At 72.1% G+C, this 21,943-nt stretch carries 16 protein-coding genes, 1 tRNA gene and 2 pseudogenes; 6 read left to right on the forward strand and 13 right to left on the reverse strand.

The window, feature by feature from the left end; genetic code table 11:
- Nucleotides 1-68: 68 nt before the first annotated feature.
- From BN1555_RS18980 to BN1555_RS19010, 7 genes and pseudogenes are all read right to left on the reverse strand, one after another.
- On the reverse strand, nt 69-884 hold the full coding sequence (locus tag BN1555_RS18980) for an LPXTG cell wall anchor domain-containing protein (protein ID WP_093800499.1): 816 nt from the start codon (nt 882-884) through the stop codon (nt 69-71).
- A gap of 196 nt (nt 885-1,080) precedes the next feature.
- Nucleotides 1,081-1,547 (reverse strand): annotated as a pseudogene (locus BN1555_RS18985) (hypothetical protein).
- Nucleotides 1,548-1,615: 68 nt separating this feature from the next.
- Entirely contained in the window at nt 1,616-2,206 is a 591-nt protein-coding gene (pth, locus tag BN1555_RS18990; RefSeq protein WP_093803493.1) for an aminoacyl-tRNA hydrolase, read from the reverse strand.
- Between the two features lie 99 nt (nt 2,207-2,305).
- Nucleotides 2,306-2,887, reverse strand: coding sequence for a 50S ribosomal protein L25/general stress protein Ctc (locus tag BN1555_RS18995; RefSeq protein ID WP_093800500.1), 582 nt, complete (start codon nt 2,885-2,887; stop codon nt 2,306-2,308).
- Between the two features lie 194 nt (nt 2,888-3,081).
- Nucleotides 3,082-4,059, reverse strand: coding sequence for a ribose-phosphate diphosphokinase (locus BN1555_RS19000; RefSeq protein ID WP_093800501.1), 978 nt, complete (start codon nt 4,057-4,059; stop codon nt 3,082-3,084).
- A 121-nt stretch (nt 4,060-4,180) separates the two neighbouring features.
- Nucleotides 4,181-5,629, reverse strand: coding sequence for a bifunctional UDP-N-acetylglucosamine diphosphorylase/glucosamine-1-phosphate N-acetyltransferase GlmU (gene glmU, locus BN1555_RS19005; RefSeq protein WP_093803495.1), 1,449 nt, complete (start codon nt 5,627-5,629; stop codon nt 4,181-4,183).
- Between the two features lie 109 nt (nt 5,630-5,738).
- Nucleotides 5,739-5,810: transfer RNA gene (locus BN1555_RS19010), tRNA-Gln, on the reverse strand.
- Nucleotides 5,811-6,126: 316 nt separating this feature from the next.
- Here BN1555_RS19010 and BN1555_RS19015 point away from each other — a divergent pair.
- A pseudogene (locus BN1555_RS19015) lies at nt 6,127-7,448 on the forward strand (sensor histidine kinase).
- 205 nt (nt 7,449-7,653) lie between these two features.
- Here the strand turns inward: BN1555_RS19015 and BN1555_RS19020 are convergent.
- Together BN1555_RS19020 and BN1555_RS19025 are read right to left on the reverse strand one after the other, a co-directional pair.
- Nucleotides 7,654-8,190 (reverse strand): SUKH-3 domain-containing protein, encoded by a 537-nt coding sequence (locus BN1555_RS19020; protein WP_093800502.1) that lies wholly within the window; start codon nt 8,188-8,190, stop codon nt 7,654-7,656.
- Between the two features lie 10 nt (nt 8,191-8,200).
- On the reverse strand, nt 8,201-8,782 hold the full coding sequence (locus tag BN1555_RS19025) for a YwqJ-related putative deaminase (RefSeq protein WP_093800503.1): 582 nt from the start codon (nt 8,780-8,782) through the stop codon (nt 8,201-8,203).
- 239 nt (nt 8,783-9,021) lie between these two features.
- On the opposite strand from BN1555_RS19025, the gene BN1555_RS19030 reads away from it, so the two are divergent.
- The 3 genes from BN1555_RS19030 to BN1555_RS19040 all read left to right on the forward strand — a co-directional run bounded on the left by BN1555_RS19030 (nt 9,022) and on the right by BN1555_RS19040 (nt 13,808).
- On the forward strand, nt 9,022-9,999 hold the full coding sequence (locus BN1555_RS19030) for an HNH endonuclease (protein ID WP_093800504.1): 978 nt from the start codon (nt 9,022-9,024) through the stop codon (nt 9,997-9,999).
- 7 nt (nt 10,000-10,006) lie between these two features.
- Entirely contained in the window at nt 10,007-12,667 is a 2,661-nt protein-coding gene (locus tag BN1555_RS19035) for an SUKH-4 family immunity protein (protein ID WP_093800505.1), read from the forward strand.
- Nucleotides 12,668-12,914: 247 nt separating this feature from the next.
- Entirely contained in the window at nt 12,915-13,808 is an 894-nt protein-coding gene (locus BN1555_RS19040; RefSeq protein WP_093800506.1) for a cellulose-binding protein, read from the forward strand.
- 25 nt (nt 13,809-13,833) lie between these two features.
- Here BN1555_RS19040 and BN1555_RS19045 read toward each other — a convergent pair whose 3' ends face one another.
- The 3 genes from BN1555_RS19045 to BN1555_RS19055 form a co-directional block, all read right to left on the reverse strand.
- On the reverse strand, nt 13,834-14,223 hold the full coding sequence (locus BN1555_RS19045) for a thiol-disulfide oxidoreductase DCC family protein (RefSeq protein WP_093800507.1): 390 nt from the start codon (nt 14,221-14,223) through the stop codon (nt 13,834-13,836).
- Between the two features lie 207 nt (nt 14,224-14,430).
- Complete coding sequence (locus BN1555_RS19050; RefSeq protein ID WP_093800508.1) at nt 14,431-15,732, reverse strand: LPXTG cell wall anchor domain-containing protein; 1,302 nt, start codon at nt 15,730-15,732, stop codon at nt 14,431-14,433.
- Between the two features lie 340 nt (nt 15,733-16,072).
- A complete protein-coding gene (locus tag BN1555_RS19055) occupies nt 16,073-17,740 on the reverse strand; it encodes an MDR family MFS transporter (protein ID WP_255306091.1) in 1,668 nt (555 codons plus the stop codon).
- A gap of 374 nt (nt 17,741-18,114) precedes the next feature.
- Here BN1555_RS19055 and BN1555_RS19060 point away from each other — a divergent pair, with 374 nt between their 5' ends.
- The gene (locus tag BN1555_RS19060) at nt 18,115-18,903 is read left to right on the forward strand and encodes an ABC transporter ATP-binding protein (RefSeq protein WP_093800509.1); all 789 of its coding nucleotides are present in this window, start codon (nt 18,115-18,117) and stop codon (nt 18,901-18,903) included.
- Nucleotides 18,900-21,482, forward strand: coding sequence for an ABC transporter permease (locus tag BN1555_RS19065; protein WP_093800510.1), 2,583 nt, complete (start codon nt 18,900-18,902; stop codon nt 21,480-21,482). Before BN1555_RS19060 ends, BN1555_RS19065 begins: the two co-directional genes overlap by 4 nt.
- A gap of 91 nt (nt 21,483-21,573) precedes the next feature.
- Here BN1555_RS19065 and BN1555_RS19070 read toward each other — a convergent pair whose 3' ends face one another.
- Nucleotides 21,574-21,939 carry a type II toxin-antitoxin system VapC family toxin gene (locus tag BN1555_RS19070; protein WP_255306092.1) on the reverse strand — a complete coding sequence of 122 codons (366 nt, stop codon included), beginning with the start codon at nt 21,937-21,939 and terminating at the stop codon, nt 21,574-21,576.
- Between the last annotated feature and the right edge of the window lie 4 nt (nt 21,940-21,943).

Raw genomic sequence — 21,943 nt, forward strand, 5'->3', positions numbered from 1 at the left:
GCGGGACGCACAGGAACGGCGGCGGTCCGGGAGGACCGCCGCCGTTCGCGTACCGGCCGGTGCCGGTGTCAGTGCTGCCGGGCCTTGCGGCGGCGCATCACCAGGTAGCCGCCGGCGGCCACCAGGGCCGCTGCGGCGGCGGCGAGAGCGCCGACGGGCGCGCCCGAACCGGTCTCGGCGAGGTCACCGGAAACATCGTCCTGGCCGGACGGGGCCGGGGACGCCGGGGCGGGCGCCGCCGGAGAGGCGCTGCCGGCCGGCTGCTCACCGCCGCCGGCCGGGGCGGGCCCGGCGGACGGCTCCTCGGCGGGCGTGCCGCCCGGCTTGTCGGTGGACTCCTCGCCGGGCTTGCCGGTGGGCTTGCCGGGCGTGCCGCCCGGCTCCTCGCCCGGCTCCTCGCCAGGCTCCTCGGCGGGCTTGCCGGGCTCTTCCACCGGCTCGCCTTCTTCGGGCTTGCCTTCGCCCGGCTTGTCCTCGACCGCGCAGTCGGTCTTGAAGACCTTGTGCTTGGCCTTGCCGTTCTCGCCCTCGAAGTTCCAGAACAGCTTGTACTGGCCGTCCGTCAGGACCATGTCCTCGGTGCGCTCGTGGCCGGAGCCGTCGAGCGTCAGCGAACCGGACTTGACGGTCTCTCCCTTCGGGAGGGTGTTGCCGGCCCATGCCTCGATGTGCCAGACGACCTTCTGGGCCGCGTCGAAGCCGAAGGCGTCGAGGTAGAAGGAGCAGACCTTGGGCTCGTTCTTGCGAAGCTCCTCACCGGTCGTGGTGTCGTGGATCTTCACCGTGCCGTTGTCGCCCTTGGGTGTGGCGTGGGCGGAAGGTGCCAGGAGCAGGGAGGCGGTCACAGCCGTCACCAGAGCGGCGGAAGGAACGGGGATGCGCATAGGGGCAGTCCAACGTGAGAGAAGTGGGTGCCGTGGGGGGCGGCTCAGCCTCCTGTGGACTCCGCGTCACGTCAAGGACGATCTTGACCCATTCGCCCTGTGTGCCGTGACTTGACCTCAAAGATCTCGGATAACGATCAGGATTACGTCGTTCCGGAACGGGGCCGAGCGGTTCGGCGACAGCCCCGGGTACGGATCAGAGCGCGAGGAACGACGCGAGCAGCAGTGCCCCGCCGGCCGCCCCCGCTCCCCACGCGACGCGGGTCAGCCGCAGGCCGCCGCCGATGACCAGGCCGGCGAGCAGCAGGGCGCCGCCCAGCGGGGTCCAGGCGTGGAGGATGCCGGGGGCTTCGGCGCGTACCGCTTCGGACGTGCCGGGCTTCAGGACGACCGGGAGGGCCGCGCCCTTCTGCACCGCGACCGACCTGTCGATGGTCACGCGGGAGTGGCGGGGCGCGGGGCCCTCGGGGCGTACGGCCCCGTACAGGTCCCGGCGCCGCAGTCGGCGACGGTCAGCGTGCCGTGCTCGCGCCCCTTGGCCAGCATGACGTGCTGGGCCGTCTCCCAGGAGGAACGGACGCCGGCGACGAGCAGCAACAGGGCGATGCCGGCCATCGCCGCCCGTCGGACGTACGGAAGGGCTTGGATCCGCTTCGAGGCCATGGAGCGCGATCCTTGGCCATGCGGACACGCTCGGTCAACCTCTGCCCACTGATCCTCGGAGGCCGTCCTCAGGAGTTGTACGTACTCTGCGCACGCTCCAGGCCCTCGGTGACCAGGCACTCCACCGCGTCCGCCGCCCGGTCCACGAAGTACCCCAGCTCCTTGCGCTCCGTCGACGAGAAGTCCTTCAGCACGAAGTCGGCCACCTGCATGCGCCCCGGCGGCCGGCCGATGCCGAAGCGCACCCGGTGATAGTCCGGCCCCATCGACCTGGTCATCGACTTGAGGCCGTTGTGGCCGTTGTCGCCGCCGCCCAGCTTCACCCGCAGCGTGCCGTAGTCGATGTCCAGCTCGTCGTGGATCGCGACGATGTTCGCCGTCGGCACCTTGTAGAAGTCGCGCAGCGCCGTGACCGGGCCGCCGGACAGGTTCATGTACGACAGCGGCTTGGCCAGCACCACCCGGCGGTTGGCGGGACCCGGCGCACCCATACGGCCCTCGACGACCTGGGCCCGGGCCTTGTGCGCCTTGAACTTCGCCCGCATGCGCTCGGCGAGCAGGTCGACGACCATGAAGCCGACGTTGTGCCGGTTGGCCGCGTAGTCGGGACCCGGATTGCCCAGACCCACGATCAGCCAGGGATCGGCTGCGTCCGTCATCTGCATGTCTCCTTCATACGCCTTCACACGCCCTCATACGCCAGCCGCCGTCCCGCGCGCAGAGGCGCGGGACGGCGGCTGGACGGCGAACAGCGAGGCTCAGGCCTCGGCGCCCTCGGCACCCTCGGCGGGCGCCTCCTCGGCCTGCGGGGACAGGACCTGGATGACGATCGCGTCCGGGTCGGTCGCCAGGGTGGTGCCCTCGGGCAGCGGAACGTCCTTGGCGTGGATCGTGGCACCGGCCTCGAGGCCCGCGATGGAGACCGTGACGGACTCGGGGATGTGCGTGGCCTCGGTCTCGACCGACAGCGTGTTCAGCACGTTCTCGAGCAGGTTGCCGCCCGGGGCCAGCTCGCCCTCGGTGTGGACGGCGACCTCGACCGTGACCTTCTCGCCCAGCTTGACCGCGAGCAGGTCGACGTGGGTGATGGTGCGCTTGATGGCGTCACGCTGGACGGCCTTGGGGATGACCAGCTCGGACTTGCCGTCGACGTCGAGGCGCAGCAGCGCGTTGCTGGTCTTGAGCGCCATCATCAGCTCGTGGCCCGGCAGGGTGACGTGGACCGGGTCGGCGCCGTGGCCGTAGATGACGCCGGGAACCTTGTTGGCACGGCGGGTCTGACGGGCAGCACCCTTGCCGAACTCGGTACGTACTTCAGCGGCGAGCTTGATCTCGGCCATGGCTGCACTCCTCGCGGATGACGAAAAACGGAAGGGTCACCCGGCCACGAAACGGCCTGCTACGAAGAGCGCGTCGATAACGGATCCGCCGTACCACATGAGTACGGCCTCCCTCGCCGAGCAACTCGGGGAGTCTACCCGGCGGGGAGGCCGCACCAGAAATCGATCTTCGGATCAGCCTCGCGGCCGGACGGTCACGCCTGCTCCTCGAAGAGGCTCGTGACCGAACCGTCCTCGAAGACCTCGCGCACCGCGCGCGCGATCGTCGGCGCGATCGAGAGCACCGTGATCTTGTCGAGCTCCAGTTCGCCCGGCGTCGGCAGCGTGTCCGTGAAAACGAACTCGCTCACCTTGGAGTTCTTCAGGCGGTCGGCCGCGGGACCCGACAGGATGCCGTGCGTGGCCGTCACGATGACGTCCTCCGCGCCGTTCTCGAAGAGCGCGTCCGCGGCGGCGCAGATCGTGCCACCCGTGTCGATCATGTCGTCGACCAGGACGCAGATGCGGCCCTCGACGTCACCCACGACCTCATGGACCGTCACCTGGTTGGCGACGTCCTTGTCGCGGCGCTTGTGGACGATCGCCAGCGGCGCGTCCAGACGGTCGCACCAGCGGTCGGCGACCCGCACCCGGCCTGCGTCGGGCGACACGATCGTCAGCTTCGAACGGTCGACCTTCGCGCCCACGTAGTCCGCGAGGACCGGCAGCGCGAACAGGTGGTCGACCGGGCCGTCGAAGAAGCCCTGGATCTGGTCGGTGTGCAGATCGACCGTGACGATGCGGTCCGCACCCGCCGTCTTCATCAGGTCGGCGATCAGACGGGCCGAGATCGGCTCGCGGCCACGGTGCTTCTTGTCCTGACGGGCGTAGCCGTAGGACGGCACGACCACGGTGATGCTCCGCGCGGAAGCCCGCTTCAGCGCGTCCAGCATGATCAGCTGTTCCATGATCCACTTGTTGATCGGAGCTGTGTGGCTCTGGATCAGGAAGCAGTCGGCGCCACGCGCCGACTCCTGGTAGCGGACGTAGATCTCACCATTGGCGAAGTCGAAAGCCTTCGTCGGCACGAGGCCGACACCCAACTGGTGCGCGACCTCCTCGGCCAGCTCGGGGTGGGCGCGGCCGGAGAAGAGCATCAGCTTCTTCTCGCCGGTCGTCTTGATCCCGGTCACAGCACTGTCTCCTCGGACGTGAATCATTGCTGCTGCGCCCACACGCCTTTGAATCGCATGCGAGCCAGCCGAATTGTGTGCACCTATCACGGTACGCCGTGAAAGACGCACCTGTTTCCGGTCAGCTTTCGCCGTCGGCCGTCACGGCCGCCGACTGGGCCGCCTGCGCGGCGGCGCTTCCCGGACGCTTGCGAGCCACCCAACCCTCGATATTCCGCTGCTGGCCGCGGGCGACAGCGAGGGAGCCGGGCGGCACATCCTTGGTGATGACGGAGCCCGCCGCGGTGTACGCGCCGTCCCCGACCGTGACAGGAGCCACAAACATGTTGTCCGAGCCCGTCCGGCAGTGCGAACCGATCGTGGTGTGGTGCTTGGCCTCGCCGTCGTAGTTCACGAAGACGCTCGCGGCGCCGATGTTCGTGTACTCGCCGATGGTCGCGTCGCCGACGTACGACAGGTGCGGCACCTTCGTGCCCTCGCCGATGACGGCGTTCTTCATCTCCACGTACGCACCGGCCTTGGACTTCGCGCCGAGCCGGGTGCCGGGCCGCAGATAGGCGTACGGGCCCACGCTCGCCCCCTCGCCGACCTCCGCGCGTTCCGCCACCGTGTTGTCCACCCGGGCGCCCGCGCCGACGACCGTGTCCGTCAGGCGGGAGTTCGGACCCACTTCGCAGCCCTCGCCGAGGTGGGACGCGCCGAGCAGCTGCGTACCCGGATGCACGATCGCGTCCTGGCCGAATGTCACCGTCACGTCGATGAACGTCGACGCGGGATCGACGACCGTCACACCGCCGAGCATCGCGCGCTCCAGCAGCCGGGCGTTCAGCAGGCCGCGCGCCTGGGCCAGCTGCACACGGTTGTTGATGCCCAGGATCTCCCGGTGGTCGGCGGCGACCGCCGCGCCCACCCGGTGGCCGGCCTCGCGCAGGATCCCGAGGACGTCGGTCAGGTACTCCTCGCCCTGGCTGTTGTCGGTGCGGACCTTGCCCAACGCGTCCGCGAGCAGCCGGCCGTCGAAGGCGAACACCCCGGAGTTGATCTCGCTGATCGCCCGCTGCGCCTCGGTGGCGTCCTTGTGCTCGACGATCGCGGTGACGGCGCCGCTGGCGTCGTCCCGGACGATCCGCCCGTACCCCGTGGAGTCGGTGACCTCGGCGGTCAGCACGGTGCAGGCGTTGCCGTCGGCGGCGTGCGTGCGCGCGAGGCCGGCCAGCGTGCCGCCGGTCAGCAGCGGGGTGTCGCCGCAGACGACGACCACGGTCCCGTCGACCCCGCCGCCGAGCCGCTCCAGGCCCATGCGCACCGCGTGCCCGGTGCCCTTCTGCTCCTCCTGAACGGCGGTCACGACCTCGGCGTCGATCTCGCCGAGGTGTGCCGCGACCTGCTCGCGGGCGTGGCCGACGACGACGACGAGGTTCTCGGGGCCCAGCTCCCGGCAGGCGGCGACGACATGGCCGACGAGCGAGCGCCCGCTGATCTCGTGCAGGACCTTCGGGGTGGCCGACTTCATGCGGGTGCCTTCACCCGCTGCGAGGACGACGACGGCGGCAGGGCGGGAGGCGCTCACGGTGATGCCCTTCGGCTTCGGGTGGTGGACACCCGCAGGATACCGGGGGGCCTTGGAGCTGAAACGCGCGCGGGTCCTGACCAGTGTGGTCAGGACCCGAACCGAAGTGCTCCCCTGCCAGGACTCGAACCCGGACATAAGGCACCAAAAGCCTCAGTGCTGCCAATTACACCACAGGGGAATATGGCCATACGGACCGGACATTCAGTCAGGTCGCTGAATCGGCACCCAACACTATGCCGTACCGGCGCCCTCTGTGCGACGGCGGAGGCCGGTGCTCTTCGCGGCGGTCCGCTCGCTGGGCCTTTCGAAGTCGGCGTACGCGCCGAGCACTTCTGTCGTGCGGGCGGTTCTGTTCGGTATGCGGACCCACGGGTCGAAAGCCCGGTCGATTCAGCGGTTCGTGTGGGCACCACACGTTTCGCGCGTGTGCGGCCGTCTCCCGCGCTCGTCAGGTCTCCGGATATTGGGTGGCGGCCGCCCGTAGGGTGGATGGCATGACCGTAACGGGGGCAGATCAGGACGCCCCGGGTATGACCGCCCGGCGCTACTGGTGGTGGGACAGACGGCGCAGTGCCGTCCTGGACGTGGGGCTGGCGCTGGTTTCGGCGCTCGAATGTGCGTTGGAGGGCGTGAGGTTCGCGGGGAGTGCGGGACTGCCGGTTCCGCTGGGAGTGGGGTTCGGGCTGGTCGCGGGGTCCGTGCTGCTGGTGCGGCGGCGGTGGCCGATCGCGGTGGTGCTGGTGGCGATCGCCGTGACGCCGGCCGAGATGGCATTCCTGATGGGCATCGTGTCGCTGTACACGCTGGCGGCGTCGGAGGTGCCGCGCCGGATCATCACGGTGCTGGCGGGGATGTCGCTGGCCGGGACGCTGATCGTGACGTTCGTACGGACCCAGCAGGACGTGGCGAACGCGGCGGACGGGGATTTCGATCCCGGGCCCTGGTACGTGCCGCTGGCCTCGTTGTTCCTGTCGCTGGGGCTGACCGGGCCGCCGGTGCTGTACGGGCTCTATATAGGGGCCCGGCGGCGTCTGATGGAGAGCCTGCGGGAGCGCGCGGATTCGCTGGAGCGGGAGCTGTCGCTGCTGGCCGACCGGGCGGAGGAGCGGGCGGAGTGGGCGCGTACCGAGGAGCGGACCCGGATCGCGCGTGAGATGCACGACGTGGTCGCGCACCGGGTGAGCCTGATGGTGGTGCACGCGGCGGCGCTCCAGGCGGTGGCGCTGAAGGACCCGGCGAAGGCGGTCAAGAACGCGGCGCTGGTCGGTGACATGGGGCGGCAGGCGCTGACCGAGTTGCGGGAGATGCTCGGGGTGCTGCGTTCGGGGGAGCAGACGAGGCCGGTGGCGTCGGAGGTTCCGCTGGCCTCGGTCGCGGCGGCCGCCGCCGCGGTCGCCGCCGCGGAGGCGGAGGACGGACCGTGCCTGGCCGATCTGGAGGCGCTGGTGGGACAGTCGCGGCAGGCCGGGATGGTGGTGGAGTTCTCGTCGGAGGGCGAGCCGGTCGGGTGCGGGGCGCTGGTGGAGCAGACGGCGTACCGCGTGGTGCAGGAGGCCCTGACGAACGTGCACAAGCATGCGGCGGGGGCGAAGACGTGGGTACGGCTCGCGTACCGCCGGTCGGAGATCGCCATGCAGGTGGAGAACGGCCCGTCGGACGGCGGTACGGCCGACGCGGGGCTGCCGAGCGGCGGCAACGGGCTGGTGGGGATGCGGGAGCGGGTGACGGCGCTGGGGGCGTGTTCGTGTCGGGGCCGACCGACGCGGGGGGCTTCCGGGTGTCGGCGGTGCTGCCGGCCGGCCCGCGCGGGGCGTAACAGGCCGCGGGTCTCGCCCGGCCGCGGTGCCGGGAGGGCTGTGCCCGGACCGGTACCGCGCGGGCTTCCCTCGACGCACCCTGTAGCACCGCGTCGCCTGCCACGATGCCAGAAGGAGACGCCCCGTCACGGCACCGGCCCCAACGCCCCCGCACACCGCGGGACGCCGGACCCCGGGGCGCCGTACCGCTCCCGGGGTCCGCCCCTACGCCGGAGCCAGCCGGCTCGGCTGGGTGCCGGTCACCAGGGTGCCCAGGGCCTGGTCGAGGTCGGGGCCCAGGTACCAGTCGCCGGTGTGGTCGAGGCTGTAGACGCGGCCCTGCGCGTCGATCGCGAGCACTGCCTGGCCGGTGTCCCCGTCGTTGCTGAGCTCCGTGCCGAGCGGGCAGACCTCCGTGCCGAGCGCGCGGCCGAGGTCGGCGAGGGTGCGGGCGTGATGGAGGCCGCTCAGCGGGTCGAAACGTACCGGTGTCGGCGCGATCTGCCGGCCGGATCCCGGCGCGGTGACGTGCAGGCCGCCGAACTCGGCCCAGGCTTCGACGGCGGCGGGGAAGACGCTGTGCCGGTGGCCCGCCGGTGAGGTGTGGGCGCGCAGGGTGTCGGCCCAGTGCTCCGCCTGCCGCATGTCCCAGCGTCCCGGCTGCCAGCCTGCTGCGCGCAGGGCGGCGTCCACGGCCACCGGGAAGCGGGTGGTGCCGGTGTTGGGGCGGGCGGCGGCGGGGTGGGGAGTGGGGCCCGGCATCGGCTGCGGGTCAGCCCTTCTCGGTAGGGGACGCGGTGGGGTCTACGGGGCGTACGCCGAAATGGGCGAGCATCGGCGTACAGGAGCGGCACGGCGGGGCGTAGCTGCCGTGCAGCGGGTCGCCGTCCTCGCGGATGCGGCGTGCGGTGAGCTTGGCGTGTTTGAGCGAGCGGCGGGCTTCGCCCGTGGTGAGGGGTTTGCGGGAGGCGCGCTTGGAGCGTGAGCCTTCCACGGCGGTGATGTGCCGGGAGAGCAGGATCGCCTCCGGGCAACGGCCGGTGAAGCGTTCCCGCTGGCCGCTGGTGAGGGTGTCGAGGAAGTCCTGGACGAGCGGGTGCAGCGGGGGTGGCCGGTCGCCCCGGCCGGCGGTGCACGTGAGGGTGTCGGCGCCGCGCACGGAGAGTGCGGCGGCGACCGTCGGCAGGATGCCGTCGCGGCGGTGGTTGAGGACGGGCGCGCGGGCGGGCTCGTTGCTGCTCCAGCTCAGGCGCGGGTCCCCGGCCGTCGTGGTCGCCGGAGGTGCGGTGGTCGTGGTCGTGGTCGTGGTCGTGCCTGTCGGTGTCGTCGTAGCGGCTGTCTGTGCCGTGTGCATGGTGGTGCTCCCCTCCGTGCCCGCGGCGGTAGCCGCTGGTGTGCACGCCCCCGCGTTGCTGGGACAGCCTGCCAAATGTGTCCGGTGGTGTGGAAGCTGGGTCGGTGAATCGTGTACGTGTGTCGCCGGGTGGTGACCTGGGTGTGACGGTTCGTTACGCAAGGCGAGGGGCGGGGTCCCCTGTCGTCCCACCGCATAGGCTGTGGCGAACCAGCCAGCAGCAGCAGGGGGCAACCGCCATGACGACAGGTCGGCTCGGGCAGCAAGCCGCGCCACCGAACGCGGCCTACGCCGGGCAGGTCGTGCGTTTCCCGGACCCGGTCCGGGCCTCTCGTCACCCGCAAGGTGTACGGGTTGACGAGGACGGCTTCCCGGTTTTCTCGCCGTACGCGCGTGCCGTCGCGGAGATCGCCGAGCCCCCGGAGGGCTTCGGCGTCGACGAACTGCGGCTCACGGACTACGTGTCCGCCAACGCGGCGCTGGCCGCCGACGGGCACGCGCTGTGGGACACCATTCCGGCGGTCGCCACCCCGCACGGCTGGACCTGGCACCACGTGGCGGGCACTCGGCGCATGGAGCTCGTACCGGTCGAGGTGAAGGCGCTGTTGCGGCATCACGGCGGACTCACGACGGCCGCCGTCGACCACGGCAAGCGCGGCACGCGTCCGCTGCAGGAGACGCGGCCGGCCCACTTCGGGCTGCCGAAGGGTTCCGTGTCGGTCAGTGAGCAGCAGATCCTGGGTGTCGAGGAGGACCTCGGCTACCGGCTCCCGGGTGCCTACCGGTCCTTCCTGAAGGCGGCGGGCGGCTGCGCGCCGGTGGGTACGGCGCTCGACGCCGAGCTGGGGCTGCTGGTCGACCAGCCGTTCTTCACGGTGCGGGACGAGGCCGCGGTGAACGACCTGGTGTACGTCAACAAGTGTCTGCGCGACCACATGACCAAGGACTACCTGGGTGTCGCCTTCGTCCAGGGCGGTCTGCTGGCCGTGAAGGTCAGGGGCGAGGGCGTGGGATCGGTGTGGTTCGTCGCGTACGACGACGCGCGTGACCGCGACGGGCTGACGGTGCACGAGCGCGTGGAGCGGCTCCTGCTGCCCTGCGGTGAAGACTTCGACGCTTTTCTGCAGCGGCTGGCGGGCAGTCCGCCGGAGCTGGAGACCGTGGCGAACCTGATGGTGGACGGCGGCTTCGCGCGCGCTGTCCCGGTGGAGGGGTGACGGCCCGATGGTGACCTTCGCGCAGGCGCAGGAGCGCGCGGAAGAGTGGGTCAACGGGGACGTGCCGGCGCCGTCGCACCGTGAGGTGAGGGTGCGGGAATTCGAACTCGGTTTCGTGGTGTGGGCGGAGGACCGTGAGAGCGGTCCCACGTCGGACGGCGGGCGGCAGCGCCTGGTCATCGCCCGGGACAGCGGTGAGGCCACGCTGTGGCCCGGGCTGCCGGTGGGAGAGGTGATCCGCCGGTACGAGGAGGAGTACGGGGCGCCGGAGGCGTCACCGGCGGACGCGGGGCCGGTTCCGGCGCAGCGGGTGGACCTGGAGCAGACGTCGTTCCTGCTGACGCCGCCGGAGTGGCTCCAGGAAGCGGCGGACGGTCTGGGTGCCCCGGACCGTCCCGCACCGGGTTCGTCCGCCGGTTCACCGGCGGGTTCGTCCGTGGCGGGCGGGGCGGGCTCTCCGGGCGCGGCTCTGCCTCCGGAGGCCGGTGCGGGTTCCGCCGGTGCGGAGGGCGACGGGCCGGCGGCGGACGCGGGTTCGGCTGGGGCGGGTGGCGGCTGGGCCGACGCGGTCGGCGCGGGTGCGGGGGCGTCTTCGGCGGGTGCGGGCCGGTCCGGTGCGGACGGGGACGCTTCGCAGGCCGGGCGGGGGACCGGGGGGGTCTCCTGGCCCAGTGCCGGTGCGGAGCGGGCGGACTACGAGCCCACCGCTTCCGACGGAGTGCCCGCGGCGCCCGCGGTACCCGCCGGGGCGACCCCCTGGTCCGGGACCGACACCACTCCGGCCATCGGTTCTGACGACGCGTCAGTTCCGTTGCCCGCCACGGTTTTCGCGCCGCCGCTCTCCGGTTCCGACGAGGACGACTTCCCGCCGCCCGGTGTGGCGCCGGAGGCCAGGACGGCGCTGATGTCGGGCGGCAGCCAGTTGCCCTCGACCACGGTGGCTCCCGCCGTCCCCGGTGAGGTTCCGCAGCCGCCGGGGGCGCCCGCGCGCCCCGCCGGACTCGCGCCCGGCGCCGAGGAGATCGCCGACGCCGCGACCAGCAAGGCTCCCGTGCAGCCGCCGGGTGGGCGGCCCGGCGCGGTTTTGCCGCCTGCGCCGCCTGCGCCCCCGGCTCCGCCGTCGGGCCCCGGCGGGCCCGGTGCCCCGGCGGGCGGGTACGTACCGACGCAGCTCGTTTCGGCGCTCGGCCCCGACGGTCCGCAGCCGCCCGGTCTTCCCGGTCCGCCGGCTCCGCCCGGCCCGCCTGCGCCGCCGTCCGGTGGCGGTGTTCACCATGCGGCGACGGTGCTCGCCCATCCGAGCCAGGGCGGCGGCATGCCCGGTCCTCCCGGTCCGCCGGCTCCGCCCGGCCCGCCTGCGCCGCCGTCCGGTGGCGGTGTTCACCATGCGGCGACGGTGCTCGCCCATCCGAGCCAGGGCGGCGGCATGCCCGGCGCCCCGCAGCCCCCCGGTCCGCCCGGCGGCGATGTGCACCACGCGGAGACCATGCTGGCCGGCCCCGGTCCCGGCCGGCCGGGACCGCCGGGCGCGCCGCAGCCTCCCGGCCCTCCCGGTCCCCCGGGACCGCCCGGCCCGCCCGGGATGCCGCCGGGCGCCGCGCCGCAGCGGCCCGTGCCGATGCCGCAGCCCGCGCAGCCGCAGCCCCCGGCCTACGGCTATCCGCAGCCCCGGCCGGCCGGACTGCCGACGGTCGGCCCCGGCTACCAGGCCGTACTGCGCTACCGCGCCCAGGACGGCAGCGAGCAGCAGCTCATCCGCCGCTCCGCGCCCGGTACCCCGCACCCGGAGTGGCAGATCCTGCACGAGCTGCGCGCCATGAACGTGCCGCCGCAGCAGGTGCTGGAGCTGCACACGGAGCTGGAGTCGTGCGAGCTGCCCGGCGGTTACTGCGCCCGCATGATCCGCGAGACCTGGCCCCAGGTGCGGATCACGAGCGTGGCGCCGTACGGGAAGGACCACGCCGGCCGTCAACAGGGCATGCGGCACCTCCTCACCCACCAGGGCGAGTTGCACCAGGTCGCGGACGGCCCGGCGCGTCCCGCGCCGGTGCGGGCGCCGCTGCCGCCGCCGGGTCAGCTGATGCAGGCGCCGCCGATTCCGCCCGAAGGCGTCGCACACGAGCTGATGGGTGCCTTCGGGCCGCAGGGCGTCTTCCGCTTCGACCGGGCGGCGGTGTCGCGCCAGGGCGTGCCGGACATCGTGGCGCACACGCTCGTGGTGGCGGGCCTGCCGGTCGATTTCGGGCCGTTCTTCTGGGCGCAGGCGGTGCCGGGCCAGCCGGTGCCCACGCTCGCGGAGCTCGCCGCGCAGCGCGGGGTGCAGCCGGCCGCGGACGCGGGCTCGTACCTCGTCATGGGCAGCGACTTCGGCCGGGCCCTCTGCGTCCAGTACGGCACGGCGAACATCGTGGCCGTACCGGTGGAGGCGGGCCCGGGCGGTCACCCCGCGCCGCCCCAGTTCGTGAACACCGGGCTGCCGGAGTTCGCGCGCTCACTGGCGCTGCTCGGCCACATGTGGCGGCTGCGTTTCGGACTCACGCCCGAGCAGGCGGGCCGTTGGACGGTCGACTTCCAGGCGCAGCTGGCGGCGCTGGACCCGGTGGCGCTGGCGTCGCCGGAGAGCTGGTGGTCGGTGCTGCTGGAGCAGATGTGGGACGGCCTGCTCTGACGGCTTTCCGGCGGAGTTGCTGAGGGCGTCCCGGCCGTTCCCCGTACGACGGACGCCCTCGCCCGGGACGGACGGCGGCCGGAAATCTCCTCGACGCGCTGCGCGCGGATACTCCGATTCCGGCTTCTGGTGCCGGCGGGCGCATCCTTGAGCGGAACGGCCGGGCGGAGTGTCGTGTTTTGCGCTGTCAACCCCATCCGTCAGGATTGCGCCGGATCGCGTTGTGTGTCGGAGAGAGGCATCAAGGATGAGCGCATCGGTTTCACCGTCACCTCACGGCTTCGTCGCCGTACGGGGCCGCGGCTACCGTCCGGAACAGGTGGAGCGGTACGCGGCCGGACTCTCCCAGGACCGCGACGCCGCGTGGGAGCGCGCCGCGTGCCTCACCGTCCTCACCAAGGAGATGGAGGCCGAGGCGGCGCGGATGCGCGAGCAGGCGGACGGGCTCGCCCCCCAGACGTACGAGGCCCTCGGCAGGCGCGCCCAGCACCTCCTCGCGGTGGTCGAGGAGGAGGCCGCGGAACTGTCGGCCGCGGCCCACGACCGGGCCCAGGAGATGCACGACGCGGTCGCGGTGGAGGTCGCCGCCGTCCGCGAAGCGGCCCGTACGTACGCGGATACGGTGCTGGCGGACGCCGAGGCCCGCGCCCAGGAAATCCTCGTCGGTGCCCAGCGCGCCGCCGAGGAGGTCAGGGCCGATGCCCGCCGGGACGTGAAGGAGTGGCGGAGCGAGGCCGTCGCGGCGCTGAGGGAGATGCGGCAGCGCACGGCCGGCCTGCTCGCCGACCAGGAGAAGAAGCACGCGGAGCGCTGGGAGAAGGCCGAGCGCGAACACACCGGACGCGAGGCGGAGCTGGCCGCCCGCGAGGCCGAACGGACGGCCCGCGCCGAGAGCGGCCTCGCGGACGCGAAGCGGGTCTTCGCCGAGGCGCAGGAGGCCGCCCGCCACGGCCAGGAGGACGCGGAGGCACGCGCCGTCGAACTGCTCGTCGAGGCGCGGGTGCGGGAGGAGCGCGTCGTACGCGAGACGGAGCGCGTCCTGCGCGAGCACGACGACGCCCGCGAGGAGGTGCAGGCCCACATGGCCCACGTACGCACCAGCCTGGCCGCCCTGACCGGTCACGCCGCGGCGGAGGGCTGAGAGCGGCGGGCCGCCGTCCCGCGTCTCAGGCGCCCGGGCGGCGGCCCGCCGGCAGTGCGCAGGCCGGTGTGGAGCCCGGCATCCGCTCGCGGTTGTTCGCGACGAGCCGGTACACGCCGTGGGCGAGCCACCGCAGGGGCGGCAGCGTGAGCAGCGCCCCCAGCACGGCCCACCCCCGGCCGGCGTTCAGCAGCAGCTTGGCGACGCCCTGCGCGCCGCCGTGCACCGCCCCGGCGGGCGTGACCCACAGGACTTCGTACGCGGCCCGCTGCCGGGTGACGCCGAGCGAGTCCAGATCCGCGAACTGCCACGGGGTGATCTCGCAGCGGGGCCGCAGGAGGCGCTCGGCGAAGCTCACCGAGGCGGTGCAGAAGGCGCAGTCGCCGTCGTAGACGAGTACAGGTTCGGTCCGCATGGCTCCATGGTGCCGTGCCCGGCGGATTACTGGAGGGCTGCCTCCGGGGCCGCGGCGGGTCCGGAGGCAGCGGGCCATGGCCATGGCCATGTTCTCGGCTTCTCGGCGCAGGCGCGGCCCCCTGTGCGGCGTACGCCTGTGAACGGGAAGGGCCCGCGTCCGGTGGGGACGCGGGCCCTTCGGCCGTCCGGCGGGGCCGGCTCCGCCCTACGCGGCGGAGCCGCCCCTGCGGCGGCGTGCGGCGAACACCGCGCCGGCGCCGGCCAGCAGGGCCGCGCCGCCCACGAGGGCGACCTGCGGGACGGCGGAGGACGAACCGGTGTTGGCGAGGCTGCCGTTCACCGGCTGGTCGGAGACACCGCCCTGCGGTGTCGGGGCCACGGCGGTGGGCGTGGCGGTGGGCGTGGCGGCGGGGGTGGCCGACGGCGTGGGCGTGGCGTCCGGGGTGTTGCCGGGGGTGCCGGCCGCGGCCGCGGCCGCGATCTCGAACTCGTACGTGGCGAGGTCCGGAGTCCCGCCGCAGGACTCGTCGTCGTTGTAGTAGTCACCGGCGGCGAAGGCGACGCCCTGGCCCGCCGGGGCCTTCGCGTCGACCTTGAGGCGCAGCTTGATGTCGCTGTGGGCGCCGGCCTCCAGCGGGCTGACGGGGTCGATGTAGTAGGTGTCGTCGACGGTCTTCCAGGTCGTGGAGGACGCGGAGGACCACTGCAGCTTCAGCAGGTCGTCGATGTCCTTGAGGCCGCTCCTGTCGGTCGCGTGGACGCTGGCGTACGGGTACACCTCGTCCATGGTCTTCTCGGTGCCGTTGGTCAGACGGAGCCGGAAGTTGACCCATTCGCCCGCGACGACCTCGGAGGGCAGGCCGGTCACCACGGTGGTGAGCTCGGGCTCCGGGACGCACGTGTCGTCCTCGTTCCCCTCCTCTTCCCTGGCCTCGGCGAGGGCCTCGTCGGCGGCCCTCTTGTCTTCGAGGGCCTTCTCCACGGCCTTCTTCAGCAGGTCGTACGCCCGGACGGCGGCGACCCGCTCGTCGTCCCGCGCGTCGAGGGCGGTCCCGGCCTCGGCGTCGGCGGCGGTCTTCGCCTCGCCGGCGGCCTTGGCCGCGGCCTCGGCGTCGGTGACGGCCTTCTCCGCGGCTTCCCTCTCCTCCGGGGTGGCGGCGTCCGTGAGCGCGGCCTCGGCGTCGGCGAGCGCCTTGTCGGCGGCGGCCTTGGCGGTTCCGGCTTCCTCGGCGGCCTTCACGGCGGCGGTGGCCGCCACGGCGAGGGGGGTGGTGTCGGCGAGCGCCGCCTCCAGGACCTCCCTGCCCTCCTTCTCGGCCAGTACGGCGTCGTCGTACGCCTTCTGCGCCTCGGCGGCGGCTTTTTCGAGCTGGGCGAGGGTGAGCCTGCCCGGCTGCTCCTGCGTGGCCGGCTTGGTGTCGGCGAACGCGGGGGTGACGGAGAGCAGCGCGACGGGCGTCGTCACGGCGGCGACAGCGGCAGTGGCGAGAATGCGGCGGAATCTCACAGGCGACCTTCTCCGGGTCCGAACGTACAGAAACAGAAACAGAAGTGGGAGCAGTCGCCGTAGGAGGTCTTCACACCGCGCGACTCCGTCGAAGAGTAGGACGGCCAAAAGAGCGGTGGGAAGCCGGATTCGGCCGACGCGGTGGGTGGCGCCGACGCGGGAGAAGACCAAAAAGGATATTCGCGGATGGTTGTCCACGAGTTCTGTGATTTCTCTGTGGGGCATGTCACGGAACCGGCGCGTGTGCGGGAAAGGTCTGCCCCCGCGGTTCCCGAACTCCGCCTCGTCCGGACGCACTTCGGCGCCCGGACGAGGGAACCGCCGGCCGGGTCCGGGGCTGTCAGCCGGCCGGTGTCTCCTCGGTCTCGGTGATGACGGGGAAGTGGCGCGGCGCCACGAAGACGAGTGCGAGCAGGGCCAGGCCCGCCGCGATCGCCGCTCCCACGTAGACGTGGCCGACGGCCGTGTCCACCGCCCGCCGGAGGTAGTCGGCGGCCTCCGCCGTGAGTGAGTCCGGGTCGCCCAGCGCGTGCGAGACGGAGTCGAGGTCGCCGGGGAGGCCGTCCCGTATCCCCTCGGGGGCGGCGGCGAGCCGGGACGCGAGCGTGGCGTTGGCGATCGCGCCGAAGAGGGCCGCGCCGACGGACTGGCCGACCTGGCGGCAGAAGAGTACGGACGCGGTCGTCGTACCGCGCTCCGCGTACCCGACCGTCGACTGGACGCCGACGATCAGCGGGAGCTGGAAGAGGCCCAGCGCCGCGCCGAGCAGCAGCATGATCAGGGCCGGCTGCCAGGCCGCGCCCGGGAAGGGGAGGAACGGGAAGGCGAGCAGGACCAGCGCCGCGCAGGTGATGCCGGTGATCGCGGTGAGGCGGAAGCCGATGCGGTTGTACGCGTGCTGGCTCAGGGCGGCGGAGAGCGGCCAGCTCAGGGTCATGACCGACAGGACGAAGCCCGCGGCGATCGGGCCGAGGCCGAGGACCGACTGGGCGTAGGTGGGGAGGAAGACCGTCGGGGCGACCATCAGGAGGCCCAGCGAGCCGAGGGCGAGATTGACGGCGGCGATGGTGCGCCTGCGCCACACCCAGCCGGGGATGATCGGCTCGGCGGCGCGGCGTTCGATGACGACGGTGGCGGCGGCGAGGAGCGCGCTCGCGCCGAAGAGGGCGAGGGACGGCGCGGAGAGCCAGGGCCAGGCGACGCCGCCCTGGACGAGGGCGAGGAGCAGCAGGCCGCCGCAGGCGAACACGGCCAGCGCGCCGGCCCAGTCGATCCGGGGGCGGGTGGCCGGCTTGCTCTTCGTACGGGCGGGTTCGTGCAGGTGGCGGACGACGAGCCAGAGGGCGACCGCGCCGACCGGCAGGTTGATGAGGAAGATCCAGCGCCAGTCGGCGTACGCGGCGAGCAGTCCGCCGAGCCCCGGGCCCGCGACGGCCGACACCGCCCACACGGTGGACAGTTTCGCCTGGATCTTCGGGCGTTCCTTGAGGGGGTAGAGGTCGGCGGCGATCGTCTGGACCGTGCCCTGGATGGCGCCACCGCCGAGGCCCTGGACGATGCGGAAGGCGATCAGGCTGCCCATGTTCCAGGCTGCGGCGCAGAGCAGGGAGCCGAGGAGGAAGAGGGCTATGCCCGTGATCAGGACCGGCTTGCGGCCGAAGGTGTCGGAGAGCTTTCCGTACACGGGGAGGGTGACGGTGACGGCGAGGAGGTAACCGGAGAAGAGCCAGGAGAAGACGGCGAAGCCGCCGAGGTCGCCGACGATCTGGGGGACGGCGGTGGAGACGATCGTGCCGTCGAGGGCGGCGAGGGCCATGCCGAGCATGAGCGCGGCGACGACGGGGCCGCGGCGGGGGTCCGGGGCGGCTCCCGGCGGTCGGCCGGCGGTGCCGGTGCTGTCTGTGCTTCCCGTGCCGTCCGTACCGCCTGTGCCGTCCGTACCGCCTGTGCTGCCCGTGCTGCCCGCACTGCTTCCGGCGCCGCTCACCGAGATCCCTTCACCGTGCACGTATCTGGTCCTCGACACCTTCTCACCCGCAGGTCACGCAGGGGGAGGGGCGGAGGGCCCGGAGGCGGGGTCCACCTGCGGGGGGAGAGCCCCTAGGGGGTTCTCCTTACTTCTGGCCAGAGGACGTTCGTCCCGGTGGAGGACGAGGAGGACGCGCCCGTTCTTTAGCTTGGTCCTACAGCCCAACCGGCCGCGGCCGAAGGGAAACCACACCTCGGGGGTGGGGTTTTCCCCAGGTGAATACGGAGCTGGACACCACTGTGCGGAGGGCTGGGGGCCGCCAGACTCGAAGTGCTTGATCACCGACGGCTCGCACGTCTCGCACACCTCGTACGGCATATGGCTCACGACTTACGCGACATAGGAGACTTACCGTGACAACGGCTATGACCATTCCCAGGCACGGAGGCGCCGGCGGGCATGCGGCCGTCGCCGCGAGGTCGCGGCAGGTCGTCAAGGCGTACGGGGCGGGGGAGACCCGGGTCGTCGCGCTCGACCACGTCGATGTGGACATCAACCGGGGACAGTTCACCGCGATCATGGGCCCGTCCGGCTCCGGCAAGTCCACGCTGATGCACTGCCTCGCGGGCCTGGACACCGTGACCTCGGGCGAGATCTACCTCGACGAAACCGAGATCACCAAACTCAAGGACAAGAAGCTCACGCAGCTGCGCCGGGACCGGATCGGCTTCATCTTCCAGGCGTTCAACCTGCTGCCGACGCTCAACGCCCTGGAGAACATCACGCTGCCGATGGACATCGCGGGCCGCAGACCGGACGCCGCCTGGCTGAACCAGGTGGTGGAGACGGTCGGCCTCGCGGACCGCCTCAAGCACCGGCCGACGCAGCTCTCGGGCGGCCAGCAGCAACGGGTGGCGGTGGCGCGGGCCCTGGCCGCGCGCCCCGAGATCATCTTCGGTGACGAGCCGACCGGGAACCTCGACTCCCGGGCGGGTGCCGAGGTGCTGGCCTTCCTGCGGAAGTCCGTCGACGAGCTGGGCCAGACCATCGTGATGGTCACCCACGACCCGGTCGCCGCCTCCTACGCGGACCGGGTGCTGTATCTCGCGGACGGCCGGATCGTCGACGAGATGTTCTCGCCGACCGCCGACCAGGTCCTCGACCGGATGAAGGACTTCGACGCACGCGGGCGGACGTCATGACCGTGGTCAAGACCTCCCTGCGCAACTTCGTCGCGCACAAGGGGCGGATGGCGCTCTCCGCCGTCGCGGTCCTGCTCTCGGTGGCGTTCGTGTGCGGCACGCTCGTCTTCACCGACACCATGAACACGACCTTCGACAAGGTCTTCGCCTCCACCGCGGCCGACGTCACCGTCAGCCCCGAGTCGGCCGGAAGCGACGGCCAGGGGCCCCGGACCGGCAGACCCGAGGTGCTCCCCGCGTCCGTGGTCCAGCGGGTGGCGAAGGCGGACGGCGTGGAGTCCGCCGAGGGCGCCGTCTCCAGCACGTCGGTGACCGTCGTCGACGGCGACAACAAGAGGATGGGCTCCGACGGCGGCGCCCCGACGGTCGCCGGCAACTGGACACGCAGTGACCTCAAGTCGATGGAGATCACCTCCGGACACGCCCCGCGCGGGCCCACCGAGGTGATGGTCGACGCCGACACCGCCGACAAGCACGGCCTGGCCCTCGGCGACGAGCTGCGCACCATAGCCGTCACCGGCGACATCAGCGCCAGGATCTCCGGCATAGTCTCCTTCAAGGTGACCAACCCGGGCGCGACCGTCGTCTACTTCGACACCGCGACCTCGCAGCAGAAGCTGCTGGGCAAGCCGGACACCTACACACACGTCGCCGTCACCGCCGAAGAGGGCGTCAGCGACGAGCAGTTGAAGCAGTACGTCGCGGGGGCGCTCGGCGGGACCGGCGGCGCGTACGAGCTCCAGACCGCGAAGGAGGCCGCGGACTCGGGCCGCGAGGAGATCGGCTCCTTCCTCGACGTGATGAAGTACGCGATGCTCGGCTTCGCCGGAATCGCCTTCCTCGTCGGCATCTTCCTCATCGTCAACACCTTCTCGATGCTCGTCGCCCAGCGCACCCGCGAGATCGGCCTGATGCGGGCCATCGGCTCCAGCCGCAAGCAGATCAACAGGTCCGTGCTGGTGGAGGCGCTGCTGCTCGGCATCGTCGGTTCGGTCCTCGGCGTCGGAGCCGGTGTCGGCCTCGCCGTCGGCCTGATGCAGCTCATGGGCGCCGTCGGCATGGAGCTGTCCACCGAGGATCTGACCGTGGCCTGGACGACCCCGGTCGTCGGGCTCGCGCTCGGCATCCTCGTCACCGTCGTCGCCGCCTACGTCCCGGCCCGGCGGGCCGGGAAGGTCTCCCCGATGGCCGCGCTGCGCGACGCCGGGACCCCCGCGGACGGCAGGGCCGGCCGGGTACGGGCCGGGCTCGGCCTGGTCCTCACCGGTACGGGTGGCGCGCTGCTCTACCTGACGACACAGGCGGACAGGGCGAGCGAAGGCTCGCTGTTCCTCGGCGGCGGTGTCGTCCTCACCCTCATCGGATTCATCGTCGTCGGCCCGCTCCTGGCGGGCGGCGTGGTGCGGGTGCTCAGCGCCGTGGTGCTGCGGATGTTCGGCCCCGTGGGCCGGATGGCCGAACGCAACGCGCTGCGCAACCCGCGGCGCACGGGAGCGACGGGCGCGGCCCTGATGATCGGCCTCGCGCTGGTCGCCTGCCTCTCCGTCGTCGGATCCTCGATGGTCGCCTCGGCCACGGAGGAGCTCGACAAGTCGGTCGGCGCGGACTTCATCGTCCAGAGCGGCCCCAGCGGTCCGATCGTGCCCAGGGCCGAGAAGGCGCTGCGCGCGGCTCCCGACATCGAGCACGTCACCAGCTACAAGGCGATCGAGGCGAAGCTCACCTCCCCCGACGGCACGTCGGAGACCAAGGACCTGACCGCCGCCGACCCGACATACGCCCAGGACCTGCGGCGCGAGACCGTCGCCGGTGAGCTGGGCGCGGCGTACGGCAAGAACGCCATGTCGGTCGGCTCCGACTACGCCGAGCAGCACGGCATAGAGGTCGGCGACCGGATGACCGTCGCGTTCAAGGGCGGGAAGACCGCGAAGCTCGAGGTCGCGGCGATCACCTCGGACGAGTCGAACGTCGACAGGGGTGTGATGTACACCAACATCACGACGGCCGCGCAGTACCTGCCGGCCGACCGGATGCCGCCGAACATGATCATGTTCGCGAAGGCGGTGGACGGCAAGGAGGAGGCCGCGTACGCGGGGCTCAAGGCCGCGCTGTCCGATTACCCGCAGTACAAGGTGCAGAACCAGACCGACTTCAAGCAGGAGCTGAAGGACGAGGTCGGCCAGTTGCTCAACATCGTCTACGGCCTGCTGGCCCTCGCGATCATCGTCGCGGTGCTCGGTGTGGTGAACACCCTCGCCCTGTCGGTCGTCGAGCGGACCAGGGAGATCGGCCTGATGCGGGCCATCGGCCTCTCCCGCAGTCAGCTGCGCCGCATGATCCGCCTGGAGTCGGTGGTCATCGCCCTCTTCGGCGCCCTGCTCGGCCTCGGGCTCGGTATGGGCTGGGGCACCTCGGCCCAGAAGCTGCTGGCGCTGGAGGGGCTCGGCGTCCTGGAGATCCCGTGGACCACGATCGTCACGGTCTTCGTCGCGTCGGCCTTCGTGGGGCTGCTCGCCGCCCTGGTCCCGGCCTTCCGGGCGGGCCGGATGAACGTACTGAACGCGATCGCCACGGAGTAGGGCACGGAGCGGGAGCGGTGGGGGCGGTGCGGTGACGGGCCCGGTCCCGGGGTGTTCCTGTGAACACCCCGGGACCGGGCCGCGGTCGTGGTCAGACCGCCATGACCTGCACGTCGTACTGCGGGATCCACTTGTCGCGGGTCACGACGGTCGGACCCTCCGTCTGGGCCTGCGCGATGACCACCCGGTCGAAGGGGTCCCGGTGGTGAGGGGGTAGCCGGCCTGCTCTCACACCGTGCCCGGCGGTGACGGGGAGGCTCGTCAGCTGGCAGTCCCGGACACGTTCCGCCAGATCCTCCGGGCCTGGAAGCTTCCCGATCGACTGTTCGATGGCGATCTCCCAGGGCGTTGCGGCACTGATGAACACAGCGGGCTCGGTGTCGACGAGGTCTTTGACCTCGTCGGAGAGGTCCGGAGAGTCCTCCAGCCACCACAGTGCGACACGGGTGTCGAGCAAGAGA

Origin of the sequence: Streptomyces sp. Wb2n-11 (assembly GCF_001049855.1) — a bacterium.
Classification (GTDB): Bacteria; Actinomycetota; Actinomycetes; order Streptomycetales; family Streptomycetaceae; genus Streptomyces; species Streptomyces altiplanensis.